The sequence below is a fragment of the Streptomyces boninensis genome (assembly GCF_048572725.1).
Classification (GTDB): domain Bacteria; phylum Actinomycetota; class Actinomycetes; order Streptomycetales; family Streptomycetaceae; genus Streptomyces; species Streptomyces boninensis.
The window spans coordinates 1,819,525-1,843,976 of record NZ_CP183837.1; the positions used below are offsets into that span (position 1 = coordinate 1,819,525).

Here is a 24,452-nt window from a genome sequence, read left to right on the forward strand (position 1 = left end):
GCCACGTTTTTTCGGTGGTGTCGTGGAACCCCGGCCCCGGCCCACCCACCCAAACCAGGGTGCGCCCTGCCGCACACAGCAACGGGCGGGCGGGTGGGAAGGAGCAACTCAGTCAGAGACACCCGCAAGGTCACGCAACCGCCGCCCCTGCGCCCCCCGCTCCGCCCCCCGCTGCTCGTCATACGACCGCGACAACGCCCCCCGAAGCAACGCCTTCGTCTCCACCACCGCATCCCGCGGCGCCTCAAGCAACGCCCCCACCAAGTCACTCACCGCCCCGGCGAGCTCCCCCGCCGGCACCACCAAGTTGGCGAGCCCAACCCGCGCCGCCTCCTCCGCATGCACCATGCGCCCCGTAGCGCAGATCTCCAACGCCCGCGCATACCCGACGAGTTGCACCAAAGGCTGCGTACCGCCGAGGTCCGGAACCAGCCCAAGGCTGGTCTCGCGCATCGCGAACTGCACATCGTCCGCACACACCCGCACATCACAGGCAAGTGCCAGCTGAAAGCCCGCGCCAATCGCATGCCCCTGCACCGCGGCGAGGGAAACGATGTCATTACGGCGCCACCAGGTGAATGCCTCCTGGTATTCCGCGATGAGAGCGTCTAGACGGTCGTCCGAATACCCGGCCATCTCTACGAAACCGGGTTCACCGGGAAAGCCCTCTGGCGTGAATGCCTGCCGGTCCAACCCAGCGGAGAAGGATTTGCCCTCCGCCCGCAGCACCGCCACCCGCACGCTGCCGGGAAGCGAACGACCCGCCGAGGCGAGCGCCCGCCACATGGCGGGAGACTGCGCGTTCCGCCGCTCGGGCAGGTCAAGCGTGATCGTGGCTACGGCTTGCTCGGCGTCGAGTTCAACCCGTACGCCGTCCTGATTCACAGCACCTGAAGTCATATACCGAACAGTAACCACCCGGCCGGCCGAGCAGCCGGCCGGGTGGCACATGCCACACCAGGCGTCAGGCCGAAGCCTTCTTGCCCCTTGTCGCACCGCCGCGACCGCGAAGGGTCACGCCGGATTCGCTGAGCATCCGATGCACGAATCCATAGGAGCGGCCGGTCTCTTCGGCCAGCGCCCGGATGCTCGCACCGGAGTCGTACTTCTTCTTGAGGTCTGCCGCGAGCTTTTCGCGCGCGGCGCCGGTAACCCGGCTGCCCTTCTTCAGAGTCTCGGCCACCCGTGCCTCCTCATACGGAAGTGCGCTCTGGACTCTCATGATCACCCCTTTATCGCTTGCTGGCCACCCATTCGGCAAGGTCCGCGCAACAGGTTTTCCGGACAGGGGCGAGTCCGGAACGCCGAGAATCCCGCAAGATCCAACGTTGGCGCAGGTCACAGCGGTGAGGAAGCGCATACCACGCAGACGGCGCACGATGACCTTGGCGCGCCGCCAATCCGGTGGATCGATCGGTGGTACGAGCAGATCTCACTCAGATGATGGATCAAGGCATGAGCCGAATGATCCAGAACGAGTCGATCAGCAGCCGGTCAGGCCAGCGCCACCAGGTCCGCGTAGTCATCGCCCCACAGGTCCTCGACCCCGTCGGGCAGCAGGATGATCCGCTCCGGCTGCAGCGCGTCCACCGCGCCCTCGTCGTGGGTCACCAGCACCACCGCGCCCGTGAAGGTGCGCAGCGCGCCCAGGATCTCCTCGCGGCTCGCCGGGTCGAGGTTGTTCGTCGGCTCGTCCAGCAGCAGCACGTTCGCCGACGACACCACCAGCGTCGCCAGCGCCAGGCGAGTCTTCTCGCCGCCGGACAGCACGCCCGCCGGCTTGTCCACGTCGTCCCCCGAGAACAGGAACGACCCCAGGATCTTCCGGATCTCCACCAGGTCCATGTCCGGCGCCGCCGACCGCATGTTCTCCAGCACCGTACGGTCCGGATCCAGCGTCTCGTGCTCCTGCGCGTAATAGCCGAGCTTCAGCCCGTGCCCCGGCACGACCGCACCCGTATCCGGCTTCTCGACGCCCGCCAGCAGCCGCAGCAGAGTCGTTTTGCCGGCGCCGTTCAGGCCGAGGATGACCACCCGCGAGCCCTTGTCCACGGCCAGGTCAACGTCCGTGAAGATCTCCAGCGAGCCGTACGACTTCGACAGCCCCTCCGCCATCAGCGGCGTCTTGCCGCAGGGCGCCGGCTCCGGGAAGCGGAGCTTCGCGACCTTGTCGGACTGGCGGACCTCCTCCAGCCCTGCCAGCAGCCGCTCCGCGCGCCGGGCCATGTTCTGCGCGGCGACGGTCTTGGTCGCCTTGGCGCGCATCTTGTCGGCCTGGGAGTTGAGGGCGGCCGCCTTCTTCTCGGCGTTCTGCCGCTCGCGCTTGCGGCGCCGCTCGTCGGCCTCGCGCTGGGCCTTGTACAGCTTCCAGCCCATGTTGTACATGTCGATGACCGAGCGGTTGGCGTCCAGCAGGAAGACCTTGTTGACCACGGTCTCGACCAGGTCCTCGTCGTGGGAGATCACGATGAAGCCGCCGTGGTACGTCTTCAGGTAGTCGCGGAGCCAGACGATGGAGTCGGCGTCGAGGTGGTTCGTCGGCTCGTCGAGCAGCATGATGTCGGAGTCCGAGAAGAGGATCCGGGACAGCTCTACGCGGCGGCGCTGGCCGCCCGACAGCGTATGCAGCGGCTGCCCCAGCACCCGGTCCGGCAGCCCCAGGCTGGCGGAGATGGTGGCGGCCTCCGACTCGGCGGCGTACCCGCCCTTCGTCAGGAACTCCGTCTCCATCCGCTCGTAGCGCTTCATGGCCTTCTCGCGGGTGGCGCCCTTTCCGTTGGCCATCCGGTCCTCGTCCTCGCGCATGCGGCGGATGACGGTGTCGAGGCCGCGGGCGGAGAGGATGCGGTCGCGGGCGAGGATGTCGAGGTCGCCGGTGCGCGGGTCCTGCGGGAGGTAGCCGACCTCGCCGCTGCGGGTGACGGTGCCGGCGGCGGGCTGGGCCTCGCCGGCCAGGACCTTGGTGAGGGTGGTCTTGCCGGCGCCGTTACGGCCGACGAGGCCGATGCGGTCGCCCTTGGAGACGCGGAAGGACGCGGACTCGAGCAGGATTCGGGCGCCGGCGCGCAGCTCCAGACCGGTGGCGGTGATCACGGTGGTTTCTCCAGGCAGCAGGAAGGGATGGCGGACGGACAGGGCGTGGGAGTCGTCTACGCCGCCTAATGCACGAGGAGAATGGCCATGCGGCCAGTCTACGGGGGGCCGCAACCCAATTAGCTGCCAGGGCCATGCCCGTAAAGGGCGGGTATGAGCGATTTCGACCATACTCATCCCTATGCAGTTCGACGACAAGGCCGGCCTGGATCCTTCACAGGTACGGGACGTGCGCCGCGGCGGAGGCGGCTTCGGCGGTGGCCGCGGCACGGCGGTCAAGGGTGGCGGGCTGCTCGCGATCATCGTGGCGCTGGTCGGGGCGTTCTTCGGGGTGGGCCCGAGCAATCTGGGCTTCAACGACGCCACCCCCGACCCCGGGCCGCGGGCCACGGACACGGCGGACCTGGCAAGCGAATGCCGTACCGGCGCGGACGCCAACGACAAGATGGACTGCCGTGTCGTCGCGATCACCAACAGCCTGCAGAACTACTGGTCGGACGAGTTCCAGAAGCGCGGCGGCACGTACAAGGACGCCAACACGGTGATCTACTCGCGTTCCGTCAGCACCGGCTGCGGCAACGCGAGCTCGGCGGTGGGCCCGTTCTACTGCCCGGCGGACATGAACGTGTACCTGGACCTGAGCTTCTTCAACGAGCTGCAGAGCCGCTTCGGCGCCCGCGGCGGCCCGTTCGCCCAGGCGTACGTCATCGCCCACGAGTACGGCCACCACGTACAGAACCTGACCGGCGTCTTCGCCCGCATCGGCCCCAATACGGGCCAGGGCACGGCGAGCAACTCGGTCCGGCTCGAGCTGCAGGCCGACTGCTACGCGGGGGTGTGGGCCCGTAACGCCATGACCACCCCCGACAAGACCACCGGCCGGCCGCTGATCACCGAGCTGACCGAGGACGACATCCGCGACGGGCTGGACGCGGCGGCCGCGGTCGGCGACGACCGGATCCAGGAGATGGCGACGGGGTACGTCAATCCGGAGAGCTGGACGCATGGGTCGTCCAAGCAGCGGCAGGCGTGGTTCGCGCAGGGGCTGAAGACGGGGGACATGAACCAGTGCGACACCTTCCGCTGAGCGGGTAGCGGAGGGAGTGGCGGAGTGGGTGGCGGAGCGGGTGGCGGCCCTTCCTGACCGCCAACCCACCCCCGGATTGGGCTTTCCGGCAGCCACGGGGAAGACTGTCTCCGTGATGGACGGCACATCGCGCGACCCCAGGCTCCAGCTCGTACCGCGGCAACCCACACGGGAGATCGCCGCCTCCGCCCGGCGGGCGGTCCGCCACCGGACGCGGCGGCAGCCGCGCGTGCCCGACGGCATCGCCCCGCGGGTGCGCCTGGCGGCGCAGGCGCGGGAGCTGCTGGCGGGGGCGGTACGGGTGGCGCGGTGGGCGGAGTCAGGGCGGATGCCCTCCCGTTCGGCGGCAGGGGCCGAGTCCGCGCCGGCGCCGTCCCGTAAAGCCGCGGAGGCCGCCTTCGGCGGTGCCGATGCCGGGCGGGACTGGGACTTCGCGCTGCTGACGGGTCTGATCGAGCTGCATGGCGAGCGGGCCAGGCCCGGTTGGCGGCTGCGGGCCTGGGACCGGGACGACAGTGCGGTGCTGCGTGGCTGGGTGGCGCTCTTCGACGCCTGGTCGTTCGCCCGGCCGGCGGCCGACGACGCGGATCCGGCGGCGGTCGCGGAGGTCGTGGTGGCGACGCCGCAGGTGCTGGCGCTGCTGCATCTGTCCGGTGGGCCGATGCGGGTGCCGGCGCTGCTCGATCTGCTGCGGCAGCGGGTGGCGGAGCTGCGCGATGGTGCGCCCGGCGCTTCCGATACGGATGACGAGCTTCCCGCGCTGCTGGGCTGGACGCTGACCGCGCTGGCCGGTGTCGGTGCGCTCACCCTCGACGCGGAGCGTCGTGAGGCGGCCCTCACTCCCCTGGGGCACTGGGCGGTGTGGACGAAGCTCGAGCAGATCTGCGTCGCCGCGCAGAGCCCCGCCGGCGGCAATATCGAGCAGCCCGCACCGGAGATGCTGCGCGGCTGCGCGGGGCTTTCGCCGGGCCCCGCACGCGCGGAGTACCGCGCCTGGCTCGCCGCCCGGCCCACCGGCGGCGCGGTGACGGAGCTGCTGGAGTCCGCCCGCGGCGACGACGCGCTGGTGCGCGGCCTCGCCTTCGAGGCGCTGCGGGTGGTCGGCGCGCCCGCGGCGTCGGCGGTACGAGCCGCCTGCGGCGAGGCGGTGCTGCGGCCGTACGCCGTGCTGTGGCTGGCCGAGCAGGAGGGCGCGGATCCGGAGGACGCGCCCGAGGCGCTGACGCGGCGCGAGGCGACGTGGCTGTGGCTGGACACGGCGGCGGCGGTGGCCGATCACGGTGAGGCGCCGCTGCTGGTGAGCCATCTGGACGCCGCGGTCCAGGGCAATGTGCCCGAGCTGCTCAGGGAGGTCCGGGAGGCCGGGCATCCGCGGACGGTGCAGGTGCTCGTCGCCCTGGCGGCGGCGCATCCGGATCCGGCGTTGGCGAAGGCGGTGCGGAGGGCGGCTTTCGAGGTGCATACGGGCGGGGCGTAGGCCCCGGGCTGCCTCCGTCCCTGGCCCGCGCTGAGCGCGGATTGTCGCGCCTGGCGGCGCTCGTCCTCAAACGCCGGACGGGCTTGGTTTCGCGCGGGTCGGGCGCGCATTCCTGCGTCTACTCGAAGACCTTCGCGATCTTCATCGTGACCGCCTGGCTCTTCGTGGTCTGTGGTGCCTGGTACTTGCCCGTCCAGCCGGTCAGCGGGTCGTCCAGGTTCACCGTGACGAAGCCGCCGGCGCAGGGCATGGTCAGTTCGCGGGGGCCGTCCTCTGTGGTTGCCGAGGGGTCGGTGTGGCAGTGGTTGCCGTCCTTGAGCTGTACGCCGATGGGGTAGAAGCCGCCGTCGGTCGGGGACGGTTCCGGGGCCGGGTCCGGCATGGCCTCGGTCGGCTCGAACTGGATGACGCGCTTGAAGCTGAAGCCGTCGGCGCTCACCTCCACCGTGTCCGGGCACAGCAGGGCGCCCGCGCGGTCGGGCGGGGCGAAGCAGGGGTCGAGTTCGACCTGCGGGTCCATCTCCGCCACCGGCGGGTCGTCCAGGGTGCCGGAGCAGGAGTACGCGTCGGCTCGGGTGGGGGCGACAGCTGAGGGGCTGGTGCAGGAGCCGTGGGCGTGGCGGAGGATCTTGTGGCCGGCCTTGAAGGGGTTGTAGTGCACGCGGTCGGCCGCGGTGGCTGTTGCGGAGTTGGTGGGCCCGCCGGAGGGGGGCTGCTCGGCGTCATCGCCGCCGGTGTCTTCGGCGCCGGCCAGCGCGACGATTCCCCTGATCACGGCCAAGATGACGGCGATCGTCAGGAGTCGGAACACCCATCGCCGGGCGCCGCTTCGGCGCGGGGCAGGCGGCTGGGTGGCGGCGGTGGGAGGCGGGGGCGGCAGCGGTGCGGTGCGCGGTTCGACGGCGGGTGCGGTCAGCCGGCCGTCAAGCATCGCTATGAGCTGCGCGGCCGTCGGCCGAGCCGACGGGTCCTTCGCGAGCGCGGCATGGACCGGCTCCACCAGCCCCGGTGGCAGCGCACCCGCGTCCGGCTCCTCGTGCAGGATGCGGTAGATCACCGCGTCAGTCGGCCCCGTACCGAACGGCGGCCTCCCGCTCGCCGCATGCGCGACCGTCACCGCCCAGGCGAACACATCCGTCGCCGGCCCCGGCGTCCCCCGCACCTGCTCCGGCGCCATGTACCCCGCCGTGCCGATCGCGGCCCCCGTCCCCGTCAGCATCGTGGAGGCATCCGCGATCTGCGCGATGCCGAAGTCGATGACCTTGATCCCGTCGCGCCCCATGAGCACATTGGCCGGCTTCAGGTCCCGGTGGACGATCCCGGCGTCATGGATGTCGGAGAGGGCCACGGCGAGCGACCGGGCCAGTTGCCGGACCTCCCCGGACCCGAGTGGGCGCGATGCGATCGCCTCGGAGAGGGGCGGGCCCTCGATGTGCTCGGTGACGAGGTACGGGCGTCCCTCGGCCGTCCCGGCGTCGATGATACGCGCGGTGTGCAGCCCTTGTACGGCCCGCACCGCCGCGATCTCCCGGGTGAAGCGCGCCCGGAAGGCGCGATCGTCGGCGAGCTCGGGCCGCATCACCTTCAGCGCCACCGGGTGGGGGAGGTCGGGGCGGGTGGCGAGGTAGACGACACCCATCCCGCCGGAGCCGAGCCGAGCCGACGGAGCAGCGTGTAGCCGTGAAACTCGTTCCCGTCCGTCGGTGCCGGCGGCGCCCCGGGCATGCGGTCCCCTCTTCGGTCTTGGTCGATCGCACACCGTACCGGTCGCGGCGATCACCGACCATGCCGAGGTACACCGGTGCGGGTGCCTGACTGGCCGGAGGGCGAAACTCCTCCGACAATGAAGGGCGATGCGCCCTTTGCGTGCGGCTGCGGCCGCGACCACCGTCCTGGGTGCCGCCGCGGCCGGCTGGCTCGGCGGCGGCGCCAACGCGCAGGCACAGCCGCCGCGGCGGCGCGGATCCCGTACGGCCGGATCCCGAAAAGCCCTGGCCCCGGCCGTGCCCCGCGTCGTCTGGGACGCCCCCGCGCCGCCCCGCCGTTCGAACGGTCTCGGCGGCGCCGCAGCGGTCGCCGGTGCCGCGCTGCTGGGCGCCGCGGGACTCGCCATCGCGGCAGGGCGTTACGGTGCGGGCGCCGCACTCGCCGGCGACCGACCCGCCGGATTCGGCGACGCGGACGTCACCGTCCTGGGCGTGGCCGGCGACCGCGTGGGCGGCGGCCGCGTCACCCTCGGCCGCACGCCCGCCGCCGAACTCCCCGGGACCTACGCCCTCGCCGGCCCGGACGGCACCCAGGGCGTGGTCGGCCCTCCGATCGGCGACGCGGACCCGGGCGGCTCCCGCCCGGGCCACTCCGACCCGAGTCACTCCGAGCCGAGTCACTCCGACCCGGGCAGCGCCGACCCCCTCCGCATCGTCCGCCACCTCGACGAGGCCGGCCCCGGCCTCCGCCCCGGCGCCCGGCTCCGCCTCACCCCGCAGCTCCACACCGGCACCCCCGCCGCCCTCGGCCTCACCTACTCGGACGTCGAGATCCCCAGCGAGGCGGGCACCCTCCCCGCCTGGTTCGTGCCCGCCACCCGCACCACCTGGGTGATCGCCGCGCACGGTCTCGGGGCCAGCCGTGAGCAGGTGTTCAACGTCCTCCCCGCCCTCCACCGCACCGGCCTCCCGGTCCTGGCGCTCGGCTATCGCGGCGACCCGGGCGCGCCCGACGCCGTCGTCCGCTTCGGGCACGACGAGTGGCGCGACCTCGACGCGGCGGTGCGGTACGCGCTGGGGCAGGGGGCGCGGCATGTGGTGCTGTACGGGTGGTCGACCGGGGCCACGATGGCGCTGTTCGCCGCCGAGCGGTCGGCGGTGAAGGAGTACGTCTCCGGGCTGGTGCTGGACTCCCCCGTGCTCGACTGGCGCGCGGCGGTGCGCGCGCTCGCCGCGGAGCGGGGGCTGCCGCGGGCGCTGGCCCGGCTCGCCGAGCTGTCGGCCGAGGCGCGCACGGGGCTCGACTCGTACGACGAGCCCGTGCGGCCCGCGCTCCCGGCCGTGCCGACGCTCGTCATCCACGGGCCCGGCGATACGGTCGCGGACTGGGCCGGTTCGCGGGCGCTGGTGGCGGGCTCGCCCGACCTGGCGACGCTGCATCCTGTCGCCGGCGGGCGGCACGCGGCGCTGTGGAACGTGGATCCGGCGGCGTACGAGGAGACGCTGCGCAGGTTCCTGACGCCGCTGCTCTGACCAGCACGCCCGCTGCTCTGACCAGCACGCCAGCCGCACTGGCCAGCGCGTCAGCGCTGCCCGTACCCCCGCAGCTTCTCCCCCGCCGCCGCCACCTGCGCCTCCGTCAGCAGCGCCGGCTCCCCCACCCCCGCCGACCGCGCCGTCAGCCAGACCCGGCACATCCACTCCAGCTGGGCGGTCCGGTCGTACGCCTCCGCCAGCGTGTCGCCGTACACGATCGTGCCGTGGTTACGGAGCAGGCACCCCGTGCGGTCCGCCAGCGCCGCGGCCATCCCCCGCGCCAGTTCCTCCGTCCCGTACAGGGCGTACGGCGCCACCCGCACCACCCCGCCCAGCGCCGCCGTCATGTAGTGGATCGGCGGGACCTCGTCCACGAGCGTCGAGACGGCCGTCGCGTGGACGGCGTGCGTGTGGACGACGGCGCGCGCGGGCGTGCTCGCGTAGATGGAGAGGTGCAACGGGAGCTCACTTGTCGGCTTGAGCTTCCCGTTCACCTGCTGTCCGGCCAGGTTCACCGCGACGGGGTCGGTGGTCGCCAGCGCCTCGTACGGGACGCCGCTCGGCGTCACCAGCACCCGGTCGTCGCCGACGCGCACCGAGACATTGCCCGATGTGCCTACGACCAGGGCGTCCTCGGTCATCCGCCGTGCCGTCGCCGCCAGCTCCAGCCACGCTTCGCGCAACTCGATCCCTCATTCCGCTTCACGATAGGTTCATGGTCATTCACACTCGGCAGGGCTTTCGGAGGCGCACTCAAGGGCCTCTTGCCCTTATCCGTTCGACGGTGTCATCACGCGGACCGGCCTAGTTCATCTTCCGTTCACTCTGGCTTCCTACGTTCCACTCGCCCCCTTACGTTCGAGTGGATTGCTGGGTACATGGAACACCTCACTCTCCTCATCGGAGTCGTGATCGTCACGGCCCTGGTGTTCGACTTCACGAACGGGTTCCACGACACGGCCAACGCCATGGCCACCACGATCTCCACCGGGGCTCTCAAGCCCAAGACAGCGGTGGCGATGTCCGCGGTTCTCAACCTCGTCGGCGCCTTCCTCTCGGTGGAAGTGGCCAAGACCATCTCCGGCGGCATCATCGACGAAGGGGCCGGTATCAAGCCCGAAGTGATCTTTGCCGGGCTGGTCGGTGCCATCGTGTGGAATCTGCTCACCTGGCTCGCCGGGCTTCCCTCCAGCTCCTCGCACGCGCTCTTCGGCGGCCTGATCGGCGCCACGCTGGTGTCGGTCGGCTGGAGCGGCATCCACGCGGACGCGATCGTGATGAAGGTCCTCATCCCGGCGATCGCCGCCCCGCTGGTGGCGGGCATCGCGGCGATGGCGGCGACCCGGCTCACGTACCGGCTGGGCAAGAACCGCCACCCGGAGGACACCGCCAAGGGCTACCGCGCCGGGCAGATCGCCTCCGGCGCCCTCGTCTCGCTGGCGCACGGCACCAATGACGCGCAGAAGACCATGGGTGTGATCACCCTGGCGCTGATCACCGGTGGCGTGGTGGCGCCCAACTCGGACCCGCCCATGTGGGTCATCGTCTCGGCCGCGGTGGCCATCGCGCTGGGTACGTACCTGGGCGGCTGGCGGATCATCCGCACCATGGGCAAGGGCCTGACCGACATCCAGCCCCCGCAGGGCTTCGCCGCGCAGACCAGCTCGGCCACGGTCATCCTCGCCTCCTCGCACCTGGGCTTCGCGCTCTCCACGACGCAGGTCTGCTCCGGCTCGATCCTGGGCGCGGGCGTGGGCAAGAAGGGCGGCGTGGTGCGCTGGTCGACGGCCTCCCGGATGGTCGCCGCCTGGGGTCTTACGCTGCCGGCCGCGGGTCTGGTCGCGGGGGCCGCGGCGTTCCTCGCCGGGCAGGGCGACTGGGGTGTGGTCGTGGTGGCCGTGCTCGGCATCGCCGCCTGCGCCGCGATCTGGGCGGCCTCCCGCCGCAATGCGGTGGACCACACGAACGTCAATGAGGTCCATGCCGACGCCGACGCGCCGGTCGACCCGGTCACCATCCCGGCGCCCGCCGCCCCGACCGGCACGACGGCGGCCAGCCGGGCCACGGCCTGACGGCCCGCTCGAAAGGAATACGGAACATGAGCATCGACTGGGCCGCACTGGGCGAGGTCTTCGGCGTCAGCCTCGTCGTCACCGTGGGCATCGTGGGCGTCTTCACGCTCGGCATCATCGGCACGGCGCGCAAGGCCGCCCCGGAGGGCGGCGAGGCCGCGGCGCCCTCGGGCGGGGCGCGGGCGGGCGCGATGGTGTGCTTCGCGGTGTGTGCCGCGGTGGTGGCGTACGGGATCTATCTGATCGTCAAGTAGGCGACATGCCGGGGCTCCGCCCCGGACCCCCGGCGCGAAGCCATGCGGGGTCCGGGGCGGAGCCCCGGCATTTTCGGCAGCGCCCGTCCGCGGCGGCGCCCGTCCGCGGCGGAGCCGCTCAGCGGCCCGCCCGCCGCCGCGCCAGCGCGAGGGAGCCGAGGCCCGCGCCGACCAGGATGGCCGCGCCGCCGATCAGGTACGGGGTGTTGCTGTCGCCGCCGGTCTCCGCGAGGTTCGCGCCCGGCTTGGCCGGGGCCGCGGCGCCCTGCGCCTTGACGTCCTTCTCGGCGGGCTTCTCCACGGGCGCGGGCAGGGTGCGGCCGCTGTGGCCCTTCGGCGCCGACGGCGCGTGGCAGCTGGCCTCCACCAGGGCGATCTCGCCCTCGACTTCGGCCACGTTGAGCTTGAGCGGGTTGACGGACACGGTCAGCTTCAGGGCCGCCGCCGTCGCGTCCCGGTCGGTCGTGTGGGTCTGGGAGAAGCCGAGCGTGACCTCGCCTACGCCGGGCACGGTCACCTTGGCGGGCGGGCCGCCTGCCGTGACATTGAGCTTCTTGCCGAGGATGCGCACCGGGCCGACCAACTTGGAGTCCGCCACGGGCTTTTCGCCCGCGGCGCAGACCGCCGTGGACGTGACGGCCCCGACCTCGATCAGCGACAGCGCGGGCAGCCCGGGCACATGCACTTTGGCGCGCGCGAGGCGGGACATCGCCTCCGCCTTGTGCTTGTCGGAGGAGGCCTTCGCCGTGGCCACATCGGCGCCCAGCATCTGGAAAGGCCGCCCCTTGTTGACGCCGTCGAGGCTGAGGGTCAGCGCGGTCTTCTCGGCGGCCTTGGGCGCGTGCACCTCGTTGAGAGTGGCCCGCAGCGGGACATTGATGGTCTTGTTCAGCAGCGATACGTCGAGCTCGCTCCGCAGCACCGCGGCGGACGCGCGCCCGTCACCCGAGCCCGTATCACCGCCGCCGGTCGCGTGGGCAAGGACGGGGGCCGAGGCGCCGATGAGCGCGGTGGCGGCGAGGATGGTGGCGGTGCGGCGGGCCGTGAGGGCGACGGCGGTGCTGTTCAAGGCGGGACCTCTCGAACGTTCAACTGGTCAATGTCCCCGCCATGTTTACGCACTAAGGGTGACGCCGTGACAACTCAGCGTCCATTCACCCCATCGGGTGGTTTTAGGCTCTTCAGCCAACTACCTTCCCGCGCAGCACAATTCGCCTCGGCGCCCCCAGAACTCGCACGTCATCCCGCGGATCCGACTCGTACACCACGAAGTCCGCGGACACTCCCTCGTCAATCCCGGGGCGCCCGAGCCACTCCCGCGCGCCCCACGAGGCGGCCGACAGGGCGGCGCGCGCGGGGAGCCCTGCGGCCACCAGTTCGGCTACTTCCTGTGCAACCAGGCCGTGCGCGAGGCCGCCGCCCGCGTCCGTGCCCGCGTACACGGGGACCCCCGCCTCGTACGCGGACCGCACGGTCTCGTAGCGGCGCTCGTGCAGCCTGCGCATGTGCTCCGCCCAGCGCGGGAACTTGGCCTCGCCGCCCGCCGCGATCGCCGGGAAGGTGGCGATGTTGACCAGCGTCGGCACGATGGCGACGCCGCGCTCGGCGAAGAGCGGGATCAGGTCCTCGGTGAGCCCGGTGGCGTGCTCAATGCAGTCGATGCCCGCCTCCACCAGCGGCGCGAGGGACTCCTCGGCGAAGCAGTGCGCGGTGACGCGGGCGCCGTGCCGGTGGGCCTCGGCGATGGCGTCCTGGACGACCCCGGCGGGCCAGCAGAAGGCCAGGTCGCCCGTCCCGCGGTCCAGCCAGTCGCCGACCAGCTTCACCCAGCCGTCGCCGCGGCGGGCCTCCTGGCGGACGTACGCGACGAGGTCTTCCGGCTCGATCTCGTGTGCGTAGTTGCGGATGTAGCGCTTGGTACGGGCGATGTGCCGGCCCGCGCGGATGATGCGGGGCAGGTCCTCGCGGTCGTCGATCCAGCGGGTGTCGGCGGGGGATCCGGCGTCGCGCAGCAGCAGCGCGCCGATGTCGCGGTCGGTCACCGCCTGCTTCTCGCTGGTGACCTCGTCGACGGCGCCGTGGGCGTCGAGGCCGACGTGGCAGTGGGCGTCGACGAGGCCCGGCAGCACCCAGCCGTCGATCTCGGTGACGTCGTAGTCGCCGACCGGGCGGCGGAAGGTGATGCGGCCGTCCAGCACCCACAGCTCGTCCCGTACATCCTCGTCCCCGGGACCGGTCAGCACCCGGCCACGTACGTGCAGCACCGCGCCATCGCTCATAGGGGGCAGCCTAGGCCGCGGAAGGTGGCATACCGGCGACCGGGGGCGTGCAATCGTCACGCGGAGTGAATTGGCGGCGCATTTAAGTAAGGAATTCAGGGTGCATTCCGCCGTTTTTCTTCTGCCCCGATTCCCAGAGCTTAAACACCAAGATTCTGCATCCAATTTACAAGGTGTGACTCACTCCACAGGGTGTCCGTTTCGTCCAGTAATACCCGGGCAGAACGGACACTTCGCGACCTGCGCCATAACACACTCGAACGATCAGTGTAAGACCTTCGAGACGTGCGTTTTGCATTTCTCCTCGGTAAATTTAATCCGCATGACTGCCGCACAAGCAGACCTAGCAGGACCGACAGAGAGCAATTCGGAAAGCACGGAGGAGACGGCACTCGACACGCCCCGGGTGGAAGACGGAGCCGCGATCTGGCGGATCGCCCGCGACTCCAGAACCCTGGATCTCAACTCCTCCTACAGCTACCTGCTGTGGTGTCGCGACTTCGCGGCAACGTCCATTGTGGCCCGCGGCGCGGGCGGCGAGCCGGTCGGCTTCGTCACCGGCTACATACGCCCGGACCGCCAGGACACCCTTGTCGTATGGCAGGTGGCCGTCGACGCCACCCATCAGGGACGCGGCCTCGCCGGCAAGCTGCTCGACGGGCTCGACGCGAAGGTGCGCGCCGCGCACGGCGTCACCCGCCTGGAGACCACCATCACGCCGGACAACACCGCGTCCGACCGGCTCTTCCGCTCCTTCGCCCGCCGCCACGGCGCCGGCGTGGACCGCGAGGTGCTCTTCCCCGGGGAGGTCTTCCCCGAGGGCGGCGAGCACGAGCCGGAGCTGCTCTACACCATTGGCCCGCTGACGGACTGACCAACCGCAAGCCATCCGAAGCCAACCCCCCACTTCACCCTCTTCTGTGAAACAGGAGCGATTCGCTGTGACCATCACCCAGCCGGACCTGAGCGTCTTCGAGACCCTGGAGTCGGAGGTGCGCAGCTACTGCCGTGGCTGGCCCACGGTCTTCGACCGGGCCCAGGGCAGCTATCTGTACGACGAGGACGGCCACACCTACCTCGACTTCTTCGCCGGCGCCGGATCCCTGAACTACGGCCACAACAACCCGGTGCTGAAACGCGCGCTGATCGACTACATCGAGCGCGACGGCATCACCCACGGCCTCGACATGGGCACCACCGCCAAGCGCGCCTTCCTGGAGACCTTCCAGGACGTGATCCTGCGGCCGCGTGACCTGCCGTACAAGGTCATGTTCCCGGGCCCGACAGGCACCAACGCCGTCGAGGCCGCGCTGAAGCTGGCCCGCAAGGTGAAGGGCCGCGAGTCGGTCATCTCCTTCACCAACGCCTTCCACGGCATGTCGCTCGGCTCCCTGGCCGTCACCGGCAACGCCTTCAAGCGGGCGGGCGCGGGCATCCCCCTCGTCCACGGCACCCCGATGCCGTTCGACAACTACCTCGACGGGCAGACCCCGGACTTCATCTGGTTCGAGCGGCTGCTGGAGGACTCCGGCTCCGGCCTCAACCAGCCGGCGGCGGTCATCGTCGAGACCATCCAGGGCGAGGGCGGCATCAACGTCGCCAGCGCCGAGTGGCTGCGCAAGCTCGCCGACGTCTGCAAGCGCTGGGACATGCTGCTGATCGTCGACGACATCCAGATGGGCTGCGGCCGCACCGGCGGGTTCTTCTCCTTCGAGGAGGCGGGCATCACGCCGGACATCGTCACCCTGTCGAAGTCCATCAGCGGTTACGGCCTGCCGATGTCGCTGACGCTCTTCAAGCCGGAGCTGGACGTGTGGGAGCCGGGCGAGCACAACGGCACCTTCCGCGGCAACAACCCGGCCTTCGTGACCGCGACCGCGACCCTGGACACGTACTGGGCCGACGGGCAGATGGAGAAGCAGACCATCGAGCGCGGCAACCAGATCGAGGCCGCGCTGCGCACCATCTGCGCCGAGCACTCGGGCGCGTCCTACCGCGGCCGGGGCATGGCCTGGGGCGTGGAGTTCGAGGACAAGACGCGCGCCAACAAGATCGCCCGGCGCGCCTTCGACCTCGGTCTCATCATCGAGACCTCCGGTCCGGAGAGCGAGGTCGTCAAGCTGCTGCCGGCGCTGACCACCACGCCCGACGAGCTCGACGAGGGGCTGCGGACCCTCGCGCGGGCTATCCGTGAGACCGCCTGACAGGCACAGTCTTCAGTAAGACTTCCGGGCCGGCCCCGACACCACGGGGCCGGCCCGGGGGCACGAAAGAAGAAAGGTAAGAAAACACCGTGATCGTCCGATCGTTCAAGGACATCGAGGGCACGGACCGGCACGTCAAGGCCGCGTCCGGAACCTGGGAGAGCAAGCGACTCGTTCTCGCCAAGGAGAAGGTCGGCTTCTCCCTGCACGAGACCACGCTCTATGCGGGTACCGAGACTTCGATGTGGTACGCCAACCACATCGAGGCCGTCGTCTGCATCGAGGGAGAAGCGGAGCTCACCAACGACGAGACCGGAGAGAAGCACCGCATCACGCCCGGCGTGATGTACCTGCTCAACGGGCACGAGAAGCACACCATGCGGATCAAGGAAGACTTCCGCTGCCTGTGCGTCTTCAACCCGCCGGTCACGGGGCGCGAGGACCACGACGAGAACGGCGTGTATCCACTGCTGACTGAGGAGGACTGAACCACCATGCCCACGGCCACCGTGACAGATCTCTATCCGACACGTGGCGCAACCGAGGTGAACACCCCCCGCCAGGACCCGGTCGTCTGGTCCGGGCCCGACGCGGAGGGACCGATCCACCCGTGGGAGCTGGAGGCGTACGAGCGCAACGGCTTCATGGCGATGGACCAGCTCATCACCCCGGACGAGGTCGACATCTACAAGGCCGAACTCGACCGACTCGTCTCCGACCCTGGGATCCGCGCCGACGAGCGCTCCATCGTCGAAAAGCAATCCCAGGACGTGCGCACCGTCTTCGAGGTGCACAAGATCAGTGAGGTGTTCGCGGGCCTCGTCCGCGACGAGCGGGTGCTGGAGCGGGCCCGCCAGATCCTGGGCTCGGACGTCTACGTCCACCAGTCCCGGATCAACGTCAAGCCCGGCTTCGGGGCCACCGGTTTCTACTGGCACTCGGACTTCGAGACCTGGCACGCCGAGGACGGCCTGCCGAACATGCGCACCGTCTCGGTCTCGATCGCGCTCACCGAGAACTACGAAACCAACGGCGGCCTCATGATCATGCCGGGGTCGCACAAATCATTCCTCGGGTGTGCGGGGGAAACTCCGAGGGACAACTACAAAAAGTCGCTGCAGATGCAGGACGCGGGCACGCCGTCCGACGAGGCGCTGATGAAGATGGCTGATGCGCACGGCATCAAGCTCTTCACCGGCGCCCCCGGCTCGGCGACCTGGTTCGACTGCAACGCGATGCACGGCTCCGGCGACAACATCACGCCGTACCCGCGCAGCAATGTCTTCATCGTCTTCAACAGCGTGGAGAACACTGCGGTGGAGCCGTTCGCGGCGCCGATCCGGCGGCCGGAGTTCATTGGTGCGCGGGACTTCACGCCGGTGCTGTGACAATTTGCGGCTCCGCCGCCTGGAGCCCTGTCTAGTCGGAGCGGGCGTCGGCCAGCACCTGGAGGGTGCGGTCGGCGTCCGCTTCGGTGTTGTAGAGGTGGAAGGCGACGCGCAGGCCACCGCGGGCGGAGGCGACGATGCCGGCCGCCTTCAGCCGCTCCACCAGATCCGCGCGGCCCGGGAGGCTCACGATCGCCGAGCCGGGCGCGGGGGCGGGCTCGTATCCGAGGTCCACGAGCCCGGCGCGGAAGCGGTCCGCCAGGGCGGTGTTGTGGGCGCCGATGCGCCCGGGGCCGCCGAGTTCCTCGATGAGGGCGAGGGTGTGCTGTCCGGCGATGTACGGCAGGAACGGCGGGCTCTGGTCATAGCGGCGGGCGGTCGGCGCCAGCTCGCGCACTCCCCCGGCCACGCTCGCCCCCGGGTCCGCGGCGGCCATCCAGCTCGCGAAGAGCGGCCGCAGCCACTCCCGCGCCTCCTCGGAGGCGGTGAGGTACGAGCCGCCGCGCGGATGCATCAGCCACTTGTACGCGCCGCACACGGTGACATCGAAGTCCGCCGCCACGGGCGGGCGCCAGCCGACGCCCTGGGTGGTGTCGATGAGGGTGCGGGCGTTGTGCGTACGGGCCGCTTCCCTGACCGCGTCGAGGTCGACGATCCGGCCGCTGTCGAACTGCACGGAGCTGACGGCGACCAGGTCGGTGCCCGGCCGCACCTCGTCCGCGATCCGGTCGGCGGGTACGGCGCGCACGCGCAGGTCACGGCGTATCAGAAAGGGCGTGACGAGTGAGCTGAAGTCGCCCTCGGGGAGCAGCACTTCGGCGCCCGCGGGAAGCGCCTCCGCGACGATCCCGACATGGATCGACACCGAACTCCCCACGGACACCCACTCCTCCGGCACCTCCTCGATCCGCGCGAAGGCGCTGCGCGCGGCGGCGACGGCCTCATGCTGACTGGCTCCGAGCGGCCGGGCCCCGGTGAGCGCGTCGACGCCCTCGCGGAGGGCGGCGGCGGCGCGGGCCGGGAGCAGGCCGGTGGCGGCGGTGTCGAGGTGGGTGACCTTCGGGCGGAATTCGGTGCTGATCAGGGCGTCCATGGGGACGTACCTTACGGAGGCGCTTGCGGAGGTGCGTGCGGAGGCGCTTGCGGACGTCGGCTACTCGGCCGCCGCCTGCTGCAGCGCCTGCGTGAAGACCTCGGCGGGCTGGCCGCCGGAGACGCCGTACTTGCGGTCGATCACGAAGAACGGCACCGCGCTGATGCCGAGCTCCGCGGCCTCGCGCTCGTCGGCGCGGACGTCGTCGGCGTAGGCGGCCGGGTCGTCGAGGACCTTGCGCGCCTCGTCGGCGTCGAGGCCGGCGGCGGAGGCGATACGGACGAGGATGTCCGGGTCGCCGAGGTGCTCGGCATCGGCGAAATTCGCCGCGTAGAAAGCATCGAGCAGCTCCGCATGACGCCCGCGCGCCTTGGCGAGCTGCAGCAGCCGGTGCAGGTCGAAGGTGCTGCCCCCGCGCCGCCCGGTGCGATAGCCGAGCCCCTCCGACCTGGCGTTCTCGGCGACCCGCTCCTCCATGCCCGCGGCCTCCTGCCGGCTGACGCCGTACTTCCGGGCGAGCATCTCGGTCACCAGCTCATCCCCGATCGGCTCAGCCTTCGGATCGAGCTCAAAGGACCGGTGCACCACCTCGACGCCCTCCCGCCCGGCAAAGGCGGCGAGCCCCTTCTCGAAGCGGGCCTTTCCGATGTAGCACCAGGGACAGGCGATGTCGGACCAGATCTCTACTCGCATGCCAGCGCAAACCACGAGGCGGAAGCGGATATTCCTGGGATGGTGGGGGCCATGTGGGTCCGCAAGGGACTCGTCCAGGGGGACGTCATGAGCAATGACCTGGGCGGCGCGATCGACGCCGCCCGTAGTCGCGGCTTCGTCGGACGGGAGCACGAGCTCGCCGCCTTCACATCCGCGCTCTCGGGGGAGACGCCGCGGCGCGTCTTATATGTGCACGGCCCTGGCGGCATCGGGAAGACCGCCCTGCTGCAGCAGTTCCGGCGGCAGGCCCGCGCCCGCGGGCGGATTCCGGTCGCCGTCGACGGGCGGGACGTCGACTGCACGCCGGAGGGATTCCGGTATGCGCTGAAAGCCGCGGAGGAGAAGGCGGGCGCCACCGGCGGCCGGGTGCTGCTGCTCGACGGGTACGAGCAGCTGGCCGCCATCGACGACTGGATCCGCGACGAGCTGCTGCCCGGACTGCCCGCCGACACGGTCGCCGTGTTCCTCGGCCGGACGCCGCCGGGACCGTCCTGGCGTGCCGACCCGGCGTGGCGGGAGCTCGCCGCGCTGCTCCCGCTCGCGCCGCTGAGCGAGGCGGAGAGCCTGCGGCTGCTGGCGCTCGCCGGGGTACCCGAGGGGCTCGGCCCGCACCTCGCCGCGCTCGGCAAGGGGCATCCGCTGACGCTGGCGCTGCTGGCCGACGCGGCCGGCTCGGAGAACGTGCCCGCAGGCCTCGCCGACGCGCCCGACCTGGTCGCGGTGCTGGTCGAGCAGCTCGTCGGAGAGGCGCCGGGCGAGGCGCACGAGCTCGGCCGGGCGCTGTGCGCGTCGGCCTGGCTGACCACCGAGGATCTGCTGCGCAGCGCCGTCGGCGACCAGGCGCAGGAGGTGTGGGCGTGGCTGGAGGCGCAGCCGTACATCACCCGCGGTGCCGACGGCCTCTACCCGCACGACCTGGTCCGCGACCTCCTCGACGCCGACCTGCGCCGCCGCTCCCCGGAAACCTGCCGCCGCGTCAACAGCATCGTGCACGTCCACGCCACCGCCGAGCTGCGCCGCGGCGGCTCGGACCGGAGGCTCTGGGCGCACCAGAAGCTGTACATGCACCGCCGTGGCCCGCTCGGCCGCTCGCTGTGGGCCCTGCGGGACCAGGGCTCGCCGACGGTCGCCCCGGCGCGGCCCGAGGATCACCGCCAGGTGCTGGAGATCCTGGAGCGGTTCGAGGGGCCGCAGAGCGTGGAGCTGGCGGCCCGCTGGCTCAAGGCGGCGCCGCAGCACCTGATGGTGGTGCGGTCGCCGGCGGGCATCGCGGGGTTCACATACGAGCTGATCTGCCCGGCCGGGGCCGAGCCGCCGGTCGCCGACCCGGTGGTGGAGCAGGTGCTGGCGGAGGCGGAGCGGCTGTCGCCGGTGCGGGACGGTGAGGAGATCAGCATCACCCGCTTCGCGTCGGGGGCGGTGGCGCATCAGCGGGATGCGTACGGGGTGCTGGCCGGCTGTGTGGGGTGCGCGATGTCGTGGCTGACCCGGCCGCTGGCCTGGTCGTTCTGCCCGATGCTCGATCCGGAATTCTGGCGGCCGTCGTTCGGCTATCTGGCGCTGACGCACGAGTTCCCGGTGCCGCTCGGCGACCTGGAGTACACCGTCTTCGCGATCGACTGGCGCCGCTGCCCGGTGGAGAACTGGCTGGAGTTCATGGCCGAGCGCGAGCTCACCGGCGCGGGCGGCCCGCCGCCACCGGAGGCACTGCGACCGCCGCCGCTGGGCCGCGACCGGTTCGCCGCGGCGGTACGGGCCGCGCTGCGTGATCTGCACCGGCCCGACCGGCTCGGCGCCAACCCGCTGACCGGCACCCGCCTCGCCGCCGGCGGCAGCGGCGGCGTGGCGGACCGGCTGCGCGCCACCCTCACCGCCGCCGCGGACCGGCTCGGCGACGAGCCGCGTGCCGCCGCCCAACTGCGCGCTCTGGATCGCACGTTCCTGCGCCCGGCGCCGACGCAGGAGGCCGCGGCGGAGCTGCTCGGCCTGCCGTTCTCCACGTACCGGCGGCATCTGACGCGGGCGACGGAGCGGCTCACCGAGCTGCTGTGGGCGGTGGAGACGGGACAGCTGCGGCTGGAGGAGAACGCAACGGCTCCCCGCTGAGCAGGAACTGAGCAGCAACCGGGCAGCGATCCCGGCTGGGCCGGCGCGGTGCCGGCTCAGGAGAGCGGCTTGCGCAGCAGCGTGCACATCGTCTCGTGGCGCCGCACGGCCCCGTCAGGCCCGAGTTCGTCCCAGGCGTCGGGCTCGCTCCCGTACGCCACGTAGCCCAGCCGCTCGTACAGCGCGCGGGCGCGCGGGTTGGCCTCCTCGACGCCGAGTACGGCCCAGGCGCGGCCGCGGGCCCGGGCGCGTTCCTCCAGGGCGTTGACGAGGAGGGTGCCGAGGCCGCAGGACTGCAGCGCCGGGTGTACGGCGAGCTGCCACAGGGTGCCGGCGTCCGGGCGAGGCGCGTAGTCCACGCCGCCGATGGCGACCGGGAGGCCGGAGGGCGGGCACAGCGCGACGTAGTCGGCCTCACCGGCCGCGGCCCGGTCGAGGGCGTCGCCGATGTGCCGCACATGCAGCGCGGAACCCGACCAGCCGCACCCCGGTAGGTCGGCATGGCGCAGGTCCCGGACGGTGACGGGCACCTGGACGGACGTAACGGAGGGCGCATCCATGGTCCGCATCATGCCGCCTCCGGCGCCCGCGGCTACGGTGAGAGCATGTCCGCGATCGTCATCCGGCAGCCCGGCGTTGTCCTCACCGACCACACCTTCGATGTCCCGCTGGACTACGACGCCCCCGGCGGCGAGCGCATCCAGCTCTACGCCCGCGAGGCCGTCGCCGCGGGGCGGGAGCGGGACAGCGGGCTGCCGTGGCTGCTGTTCCTGCAGGGCGGCCCCGGCATGGCGGCGCACCGTCCGCTGGGGACGTCCGGGTGGCTGAAGCGGGCGCTGAAGGACTACCGCGTCCTTCTGCTCGACCAGCGCGGCACCGGCCGCTCCACTCCGCTGACCAGGCAGACCCTGCCGCAGCGCGGCACCCCGGAGGTGCAGGCGGAGTGTCTGTCGCACTTCCGCGCCGACACGATCGTGCGGGACGCGGAGGCGCTGCGGAAGCGGGTGGTGGGCCCGAGCGGCAGCTGGTCGGTGCTGGGGCAGAGCTTCGGCGGCTTCTGCGTCATGACCTATCTGTCGTACGCGCCGCAGCACGTCCGCGAGGCGTTCATCACGGGCGGCCTGCCCGGGCTCCGGTCCACGGCCGAGCACGTGTACCGGGCGGCGTACCCGAGGGTCGAGGCGAAAAACGAGGCACATTACGCCCGCTACCCCGGCGACCAGGACGCCGCCCGCCGTATCGCCGCCCACCTGCGCGAACAGGATGTGACGCTGCCGAACGGGGCACGGCTGACGGTGGAGTCCTTCCAGTCGCTGGGGCTGGCGCTGGGCTCCGGCAACGGCTCGGACGAGCTGCACTATCTGCTGGAGAACGCCTGGGTCCCGGGCACGCACGAGCTCGCCGACGCCTTCCTCGCAGAGGCCGCCCGGCGCCTCTCCTTCGCCGCGCATCCGCTGTACGCGCTGCTGCAGGAGTCCATCTACGCCCAGCGGTCGGCGGGCAATGAGCCGACGGGGTGGGCGGCGCAGCGGGTACGGGCGGAGTTCCCGCAGTTCACCTGGGAGGGACAGGCGGACGACCCGTTCCTCTTCACCGGCGAGATGTGCTACCCCTGGCACTTCGACCAGGACCCGGTCCTGCGGCCGCTGCGGCAGACCGCGCACCTGCTGGCGGAGCGCAAGGACTGGCCGGACCTCTACGATCCGCGGCGGCTGGCGGCGAACCGGGTGCCGGTGTACGCGGCGGTGTACCACGACGACATGTACGTCGATTGCACGGACTCCCTGGCGACGGCGGATGCGGTGCCGGGCGTGCGGGTGTGGGTCACCAACGAGTGGGAGCACGACGGGCTGCGGGTCAGCAACGGGGCGGTACTCGACCGGCTGATCGGGATGGCCCGCGGGGAGGTGTGAGCGGCCGGGTCCCCGGATGCGGGTACCGTGCTCGGGTCCATCTGGCGTGCGGGGGAAGGGACGGGCGCGGTGACGGTACGGGTGCTGCTGATCGCACCGGCGATGAGTGCCGCCGAGGCGCGGGCCGCCGTCTTCGGGAGCGCGACCGGACTCGACGCACACGCGAGGGAGTCGGCGCGGGCCGTCGCGGAGTCGGCACAGGCCGCGGCGGGCAGCACGCACGCCTGTGTCGCCGCCTCCGTGCGCTGCCGTGAGACGGCCGCCGTGCTGGGACTCGACCCCGGCGAGGCCGCGGCGCCGGCCGCCTGGGACGTGGGCAGCTGGCGCGGCCGCCGGCTGCAGGACATCGCGGCATCGGAACCCGACGCCGTCGCCGCCTGGTTGGCCGACCCGGCGGCCGCCCCGCACGGCGGCGAATCGCTGCTCGACCTCGTCGCCCGGGTCGGCGGCTGGCTGGCCGCGGCTCCCGCCGGGCGGACCGTCGCGGTGGCGGACGTCGCGGTGGTACGGGCCGCTGTGGTGCACGCGCTGCAGCTGCCGGCGCAGGCGTTCTGGCGGCTGGACGTACCACCGCTGTCGCTGACCGAGCTGAGCGGCCGCGCCGGCCGCTGGAACCTCCGCACGGGCCGGCCGCTCGGCCCGTAACGGCGGGCGCCTATGCGGCGGGCTTGCGCCCCCGGTGGCAGACGAACTCGAAGAACCAGGCCCGGAACCGCGGATCGGCCATCAGCGCCCGGTAGCGCGTCAGCTCCTCGGTCGTGATCCCGGCCTTCAGCAGCAACGGCTCCATCTGCAGAGTGTGGTTGTGATGCAGCAGGGCGCCGGGTGAGCCGCCCGCGGCCGTCGGCCGGTACGCCAGTCCGTCCAGGTCCACCAGCCCCGCGGCGGCCATCTCGCCATCGGCCTCGGCGGCCCAGCCCATGTCCATGCCCACCAGCGGAAGTACGTGTCGCTGACCGATGTCCTGCACCCGCTCGAACAGCTCCGCGTCGGCAGCACTCGGCGCCGCCAGGACCTGCCGCGACCGGTCCCCGAAGTCGCCGGTCACCAGCCAGCCGCCGGGCGCCAGTGCGTCCACCAGCATCCGCAGGATCTCCCGCCGCCGCCCTAGGTGCATCAGCAGCAGCCGGGCGTGGATGAGGTCGTACGGGCCGGCCACCGGCAGTCCTTCGTTGATGTCGTGGGTGTGCACCTGGACGCCGGGCAGCCCGTCCAGCCACTTGGTGTCGGTGTCGACGGCTACGACCTCGCCGTGCGGCCCGGCCCGCTCTGCGAGCAGCCGCGCAATGGAGCCGCCGCCCGCGCCCGCCTCCAGGCAGCGCGCGCCGGGTGACGGGCCGATCGGCGCCAGGATCTCCTCGGTGGCGCCGTCCAGCAGCAGTTCGAGCGTGCGGACCTGCCGCAGCCCCAGATCCGACTCGGTGCTGAAGACGTATTCGTGTCGGCGCATGCGGCGCCCCTCCCCCGTGACGTGGTCCGGTTGACCGGTCACGCTAGCCGCGCCGCCGGCGTCCGGACACCCGCCGCAGC

Annotated in this window: 23 protein-coding genes; 12 read left to right on the forward strand and 11 right to left on the reverse strand. The window is 71.7% G+C overall.

All coding sequences use genetic code 11. The annotated features are described in order from the left end of the window. Nucleotides 1–108: 108 nt before the first annotated feature. From ACNNMR_RS08130 to ACNNMR_RS08140, 3 genes are all read right to left on the reverse strand, one after another. Nucleotides 109–900 carry an enoyl-CoA hydratase/isomerase family protein gene (locus tag ACNNMR_RS08130; RefSeq protein WP_419993853.1) on the reverse strand — a complete coding sequence of 264 codons (792 nt, stop codon included), beginning with the start codon at nucleotides 898–900 and terminating at the stop codon, nucleotides 109–111. Nucleotides 901–964: 64 nt separating this feature from the next. After that, a complete protein-coding gene (locus tag ACNNMR_RS08135; protein WP_182853556.1) occupies nucleotides 965–1,183 on the reverse strand; it encodes a helix-turn-helix domain-containing protein in 219 nt (72 codons plus the stop codon). A gap of 311 nt (nucleotides 1,184–1,494) precedes the next feature. Then, entirely contained in the window at nucleotides 1,495–3,093 is a 1,599-nt protein-coding gene (locus ACNNMR_RS08140; RefSeq protein WP_419993854.1) for an ABC-F family ATP-binding cassette domain-containing protein, read from the reverse strand. A 181-nt stretch (nucleotides 3,094–3,274) separates the two neighbouring features. On the opposite strand from ACNNMR_RS08140, the gene ACNNMR_RS08145 reads away from it, so the two are divergent. After that, complete coding sequence (locus ACNNMR_RS08145) at nucleotides 3,275–4,180, forward strand: neutral zinc metallopeptidase (protein WP_419993855.1); 906 nt, start codon at nucleotides 3,275–3,277, stop codon at nucleotides 4,178–4,180. 115 nt (nucleotides 4,181–4,295) lie between these two features. Beyond that, nucleotides 4,296–5,657, forward strand: coding sequence for a hypothetical protein (locus tag ACNNMR_RS08150; protein ID WP_419993856.1), 1,362 nt, complete (start codon nucleotides 4,296–4,298; stop codon nucleotides 5,655–5,657). Between the two features lie 118 nt (nucleotides 5,658–5,775). Here the strand turns inward: ACNNMR_RS08150 and ACNNMR_RS08155 are convergent, their stop codons facing one another. Beyond that, nucleotides 5,776–7,545 (reverse strand): serine/threonine-protein kinase, encoded by a 1,770-nt coding sequence (locus ACNNMR_RS08155; RefSeq protein ID WP_419993857.1) that lies wholly within the window; start codon nucleotides 7,543–7,545, stop codon nucleotides 5,776–5,778. Here ACNNMR_RS08155 and ACNNMR_RS08160 point away from each other — a divergent pair. After that, a complete protein-coding gene (locus ACNNMR_RS08160; protein WP_419993858.1) occupies nucleotides 7,511–8,896 on the forward strand; it encodes an alpha/beta hydrolase in 1,386 nt (461 codons plus the stop codon). The genes ACNNMR_RS08155 and ACNNMR_RS08160 overlap by 35 nt on opposite strands. A gap of 50 nt (nucleotides 8,897–8,946) precedes the next feature. Here ACNNMR_RS08160 and ACNNMR_RS08165 read toward each other — a convergent pair whose 3' ends face one another. Next, the gene (locus ACNNMR_RS08165; protein WP_420000290.1) at nucleotides 8,947–9,540 is read right to left on the reverse strand and encodes a class II aldolase/adducin family protein; all 594 of its coding nucleotides are present in this window, start codon (nucleotides 9,538–9,540) and stop codon (nucleotides 8,947–8,949) included. Nucleotides 9,541–9,777: 237 nt separating this feature from the next. On the opposite strand from ACNNMR_RS08165, the gene ACNNMR_RS08170 reads away from it, so the two are divergent. Then, nucleotides 9,778–10,971, forward strand: a complete 1,194-nt coding sequence (locus ACNNMR_RS08170) for an anion permease (RefSeq protein ID WP_419993859.1) — start codon at nucleotides 9,778–9,780, stop codon at nucleotides 10,969–10,971. A 26-nt stretch (nucleotides 10,972–10,997) separates the two neighbouring features. Next, on the forward strand, nucleotides 10,998–11,225 hold the full coding sequence (locus tag ACNNMR_RS08175; protein WP_419993860.1) for a hypothetical protein: 228 nt from the start codon (nucleotides 10,998–11,000) through the stop codon (nucleotides 11,223–11,225). Nucleotides 11,226–11,343: 118 nt separating this feature from the next. Here ACNNMR_RS08175 and ACNNMR_RS08180 read toward each other — a convergent pair whose 3' ends face one another. After that, a complete protein-coding gene (locus ACNNMR_RS08180; RefSeq protein WP_419993861.1) occupies nucleotides 11,344–12,294 on the reverse strand; it encodes an SCO1860 family LAETG-anchored protein in 951 nt (316 codons plus the stop codon). A 112-nt stretch (nucleotides 12,295–12,406) separates the two neighbouring features. Beyond that, entirely contained in the window at nucleotides 12,407–13,504 is a 1,098-nt protein-coding gene (locus ACNNMR_RS08185; RefSeq protein WP_419993862.1) for an amidohydrolase family protein, read from the reverse strand. A gap of 322 nt (nucleotides 13,505–13,826) precedes the next feature. Here ACNNMR_RS08185 and ectA point away from each other — a divergent pair, with 322 nt between their 5' ends. The 4 genes from ectA to thpD all read left to right on the forward strand — a co-directional run bounded on the left by ectA (nucleotide 13,827) and on the right by thpD (nucleotide 17,096). After that, entirely contained in the window at nucleotides 13,827–14,378 is a 552-nt protein-coding gene (gene ectA, locus ACNNMR_RS08190; protein WP_419993863.1) for a diaminobutyrate acetyltransferase, read from the forward strand. Nucleotides 14,379–14,445: 67 nt separating this feature from the next. Continuing rightward, nucleotides 14,446–15,708: a diaminobutyrate--2-oxoglutarate transaminase gene (gene ectB / locus ACNNMR_RS08195; protein ID WP_419993864.1), complete on the forward strand. Its 1,263-nt coding sequence runs from the start codon at nucleotides 14,446–14,448 to the stop codon at nucleotides 15,706–15,708. Nucleotides 15,709–15,797: 89 nt separating this feature from the next. Continuing rightward, nucleotides 15,798–16,196, forward strand: a complete 399-nt coding sequence (locus ACNNMR_RS08200; protein ID WP_419993865.1) for an ectoine synthase — start codon at nucleotides 15,798–15,800, stop codon at nucleotides 16,194–16,196. Between the two features lie 6 nt (nucleotides 16,197–16,202). Beyond that, nucleotides 16,203–17,096 (forward strand): ectoine hydroxylase, encoded by an 894-nt coding sequence (gene thpD / locus ACNNMR_RS08205; protein ID WP_419993866.1) that lies wholly within the window; start codon nucleotides 16,203–16,205, stop codon nucleotides 17,094–17,096. Between the two features lie 31 nt (nucleotides 17,097–17,127). Here the strand turns inward: thpD and ACNNMR_RS08210 are convergent, their stop codons facing one another. Together ACNNMR_RS08210 and ACNNMR_RS08215 are read right to left on the reverse strand one after the other, a co-directional pair. Beyond that, entirely contained in the window at nucleotides 17,128–18,189 is a 1,062-nt protein-coding gene (locus tag ACNNMR_RS08210) for an aminotransferase class V-fold PLP-dependent enzyme (RefSeq protein ID WP_419993867.1), read from the reverse strand. A gap of 60 nt (nucleotides 18,190–18,249) precedes the next feature. Beyond that, nucleotides 18,250–18,882 carry a DsbA family oxidoreductase gene (locus ACNNMR_RS08215; RefSeq protein ID WP_419993868.1) on the reverse strand — a complete coding sequence of 211 codons (633 nt, stop codon included), beginning with the start codon at nucleotides 18,880–18,882 and terminating at the stop codon, nucleotides 18,250–18,252. 87 nt (nucleotides 18,883–18,969) lie between these two features. Here ACNNMR_RS08215 and ACNNMR_RS08220 point away from each other — a divergent pair, with 87 nt between their 5' ends. Then, complete coding sequence (locus ACNNMR_RS08220; protein WP_419993869.1) at nucleotides 18,970–21,009, forward strand: ATP-binding protein; 2,040 nt, start codon at nucleotides 18,970–18,972, stop codon at nucleotides 21,007–21,009. A gap of 56 nt (nucleotides 21,010–21,065) precedes the next feature. On the opposite strand, the gene ACNNMR_RS08225 is transcribed toward ACNNMR_RS08220, so the two are convergent. Beyond that, nucleotides 21,066–21,578, reverse strand: coding sequence for a GNAT family N-acetyltransferase (locus tag ACNNMR_RS08225; protein WP_420000291.1), 513 nt, complete (start codon nucleotides 21,576–21,578; stop codon nucleotides 21,066–21,068). A 36-nt stretch (nucleotides 21,579–21,614) separates the two neighbouring features. On the opposite strand from ACNNMR_RS08225, the gene ACNNMR_RS08230 reads away from it, so the two are divergent. Both ACNNMR_RS08230 and ACNNMR_RS08235 read left to right on the forward strand, forming a co-directional pair. Further along, entirely contained in the window at nucleotides 21,615–22,922 is a 1,308-nt protein-coding gene (locus ACNNMR_RS08230) for an alpha/beta fold hydrolase (RefSeq protein ID WP_419993870.1), read from the forward strand. 69 nt (nucleotides 22,923–22,991) lie between these two features. Then, complete coding sequence (locus tag ACNNMR_RS08235) at nucleotides 22,992–23,567, forward strand: histidine phosphatase family protein (protein ID WP_419993871.1); 576 nt, start codon at nucleotides 22,992–22,994, stop codon at nucleotides 23,565–23,567. Nucleotides 23,568–23,577: 10 nt separating this feature from the next. Here the strand turns inward: ACNNMR_RS08235 and ACNNMR_RS08240 are convergent, their stop codons facing one another. Next, nucleotides 23,578–24,372 carry a class I SAM-dependent methyltransferase gene (locus ACNNMR_RS08240; protein WP_419993872.1) on the reverse strand — a complete coding sequence of 265 codons (795 nt, stop codon included), beginning with the start codon at nucleotides 24,370–24,372 and terminating at the stop codon, nucleotides 23,578–23,580. Between the last annotated feature and the right edge of the window lie 80 nt (nucleotides 24,373–24,452).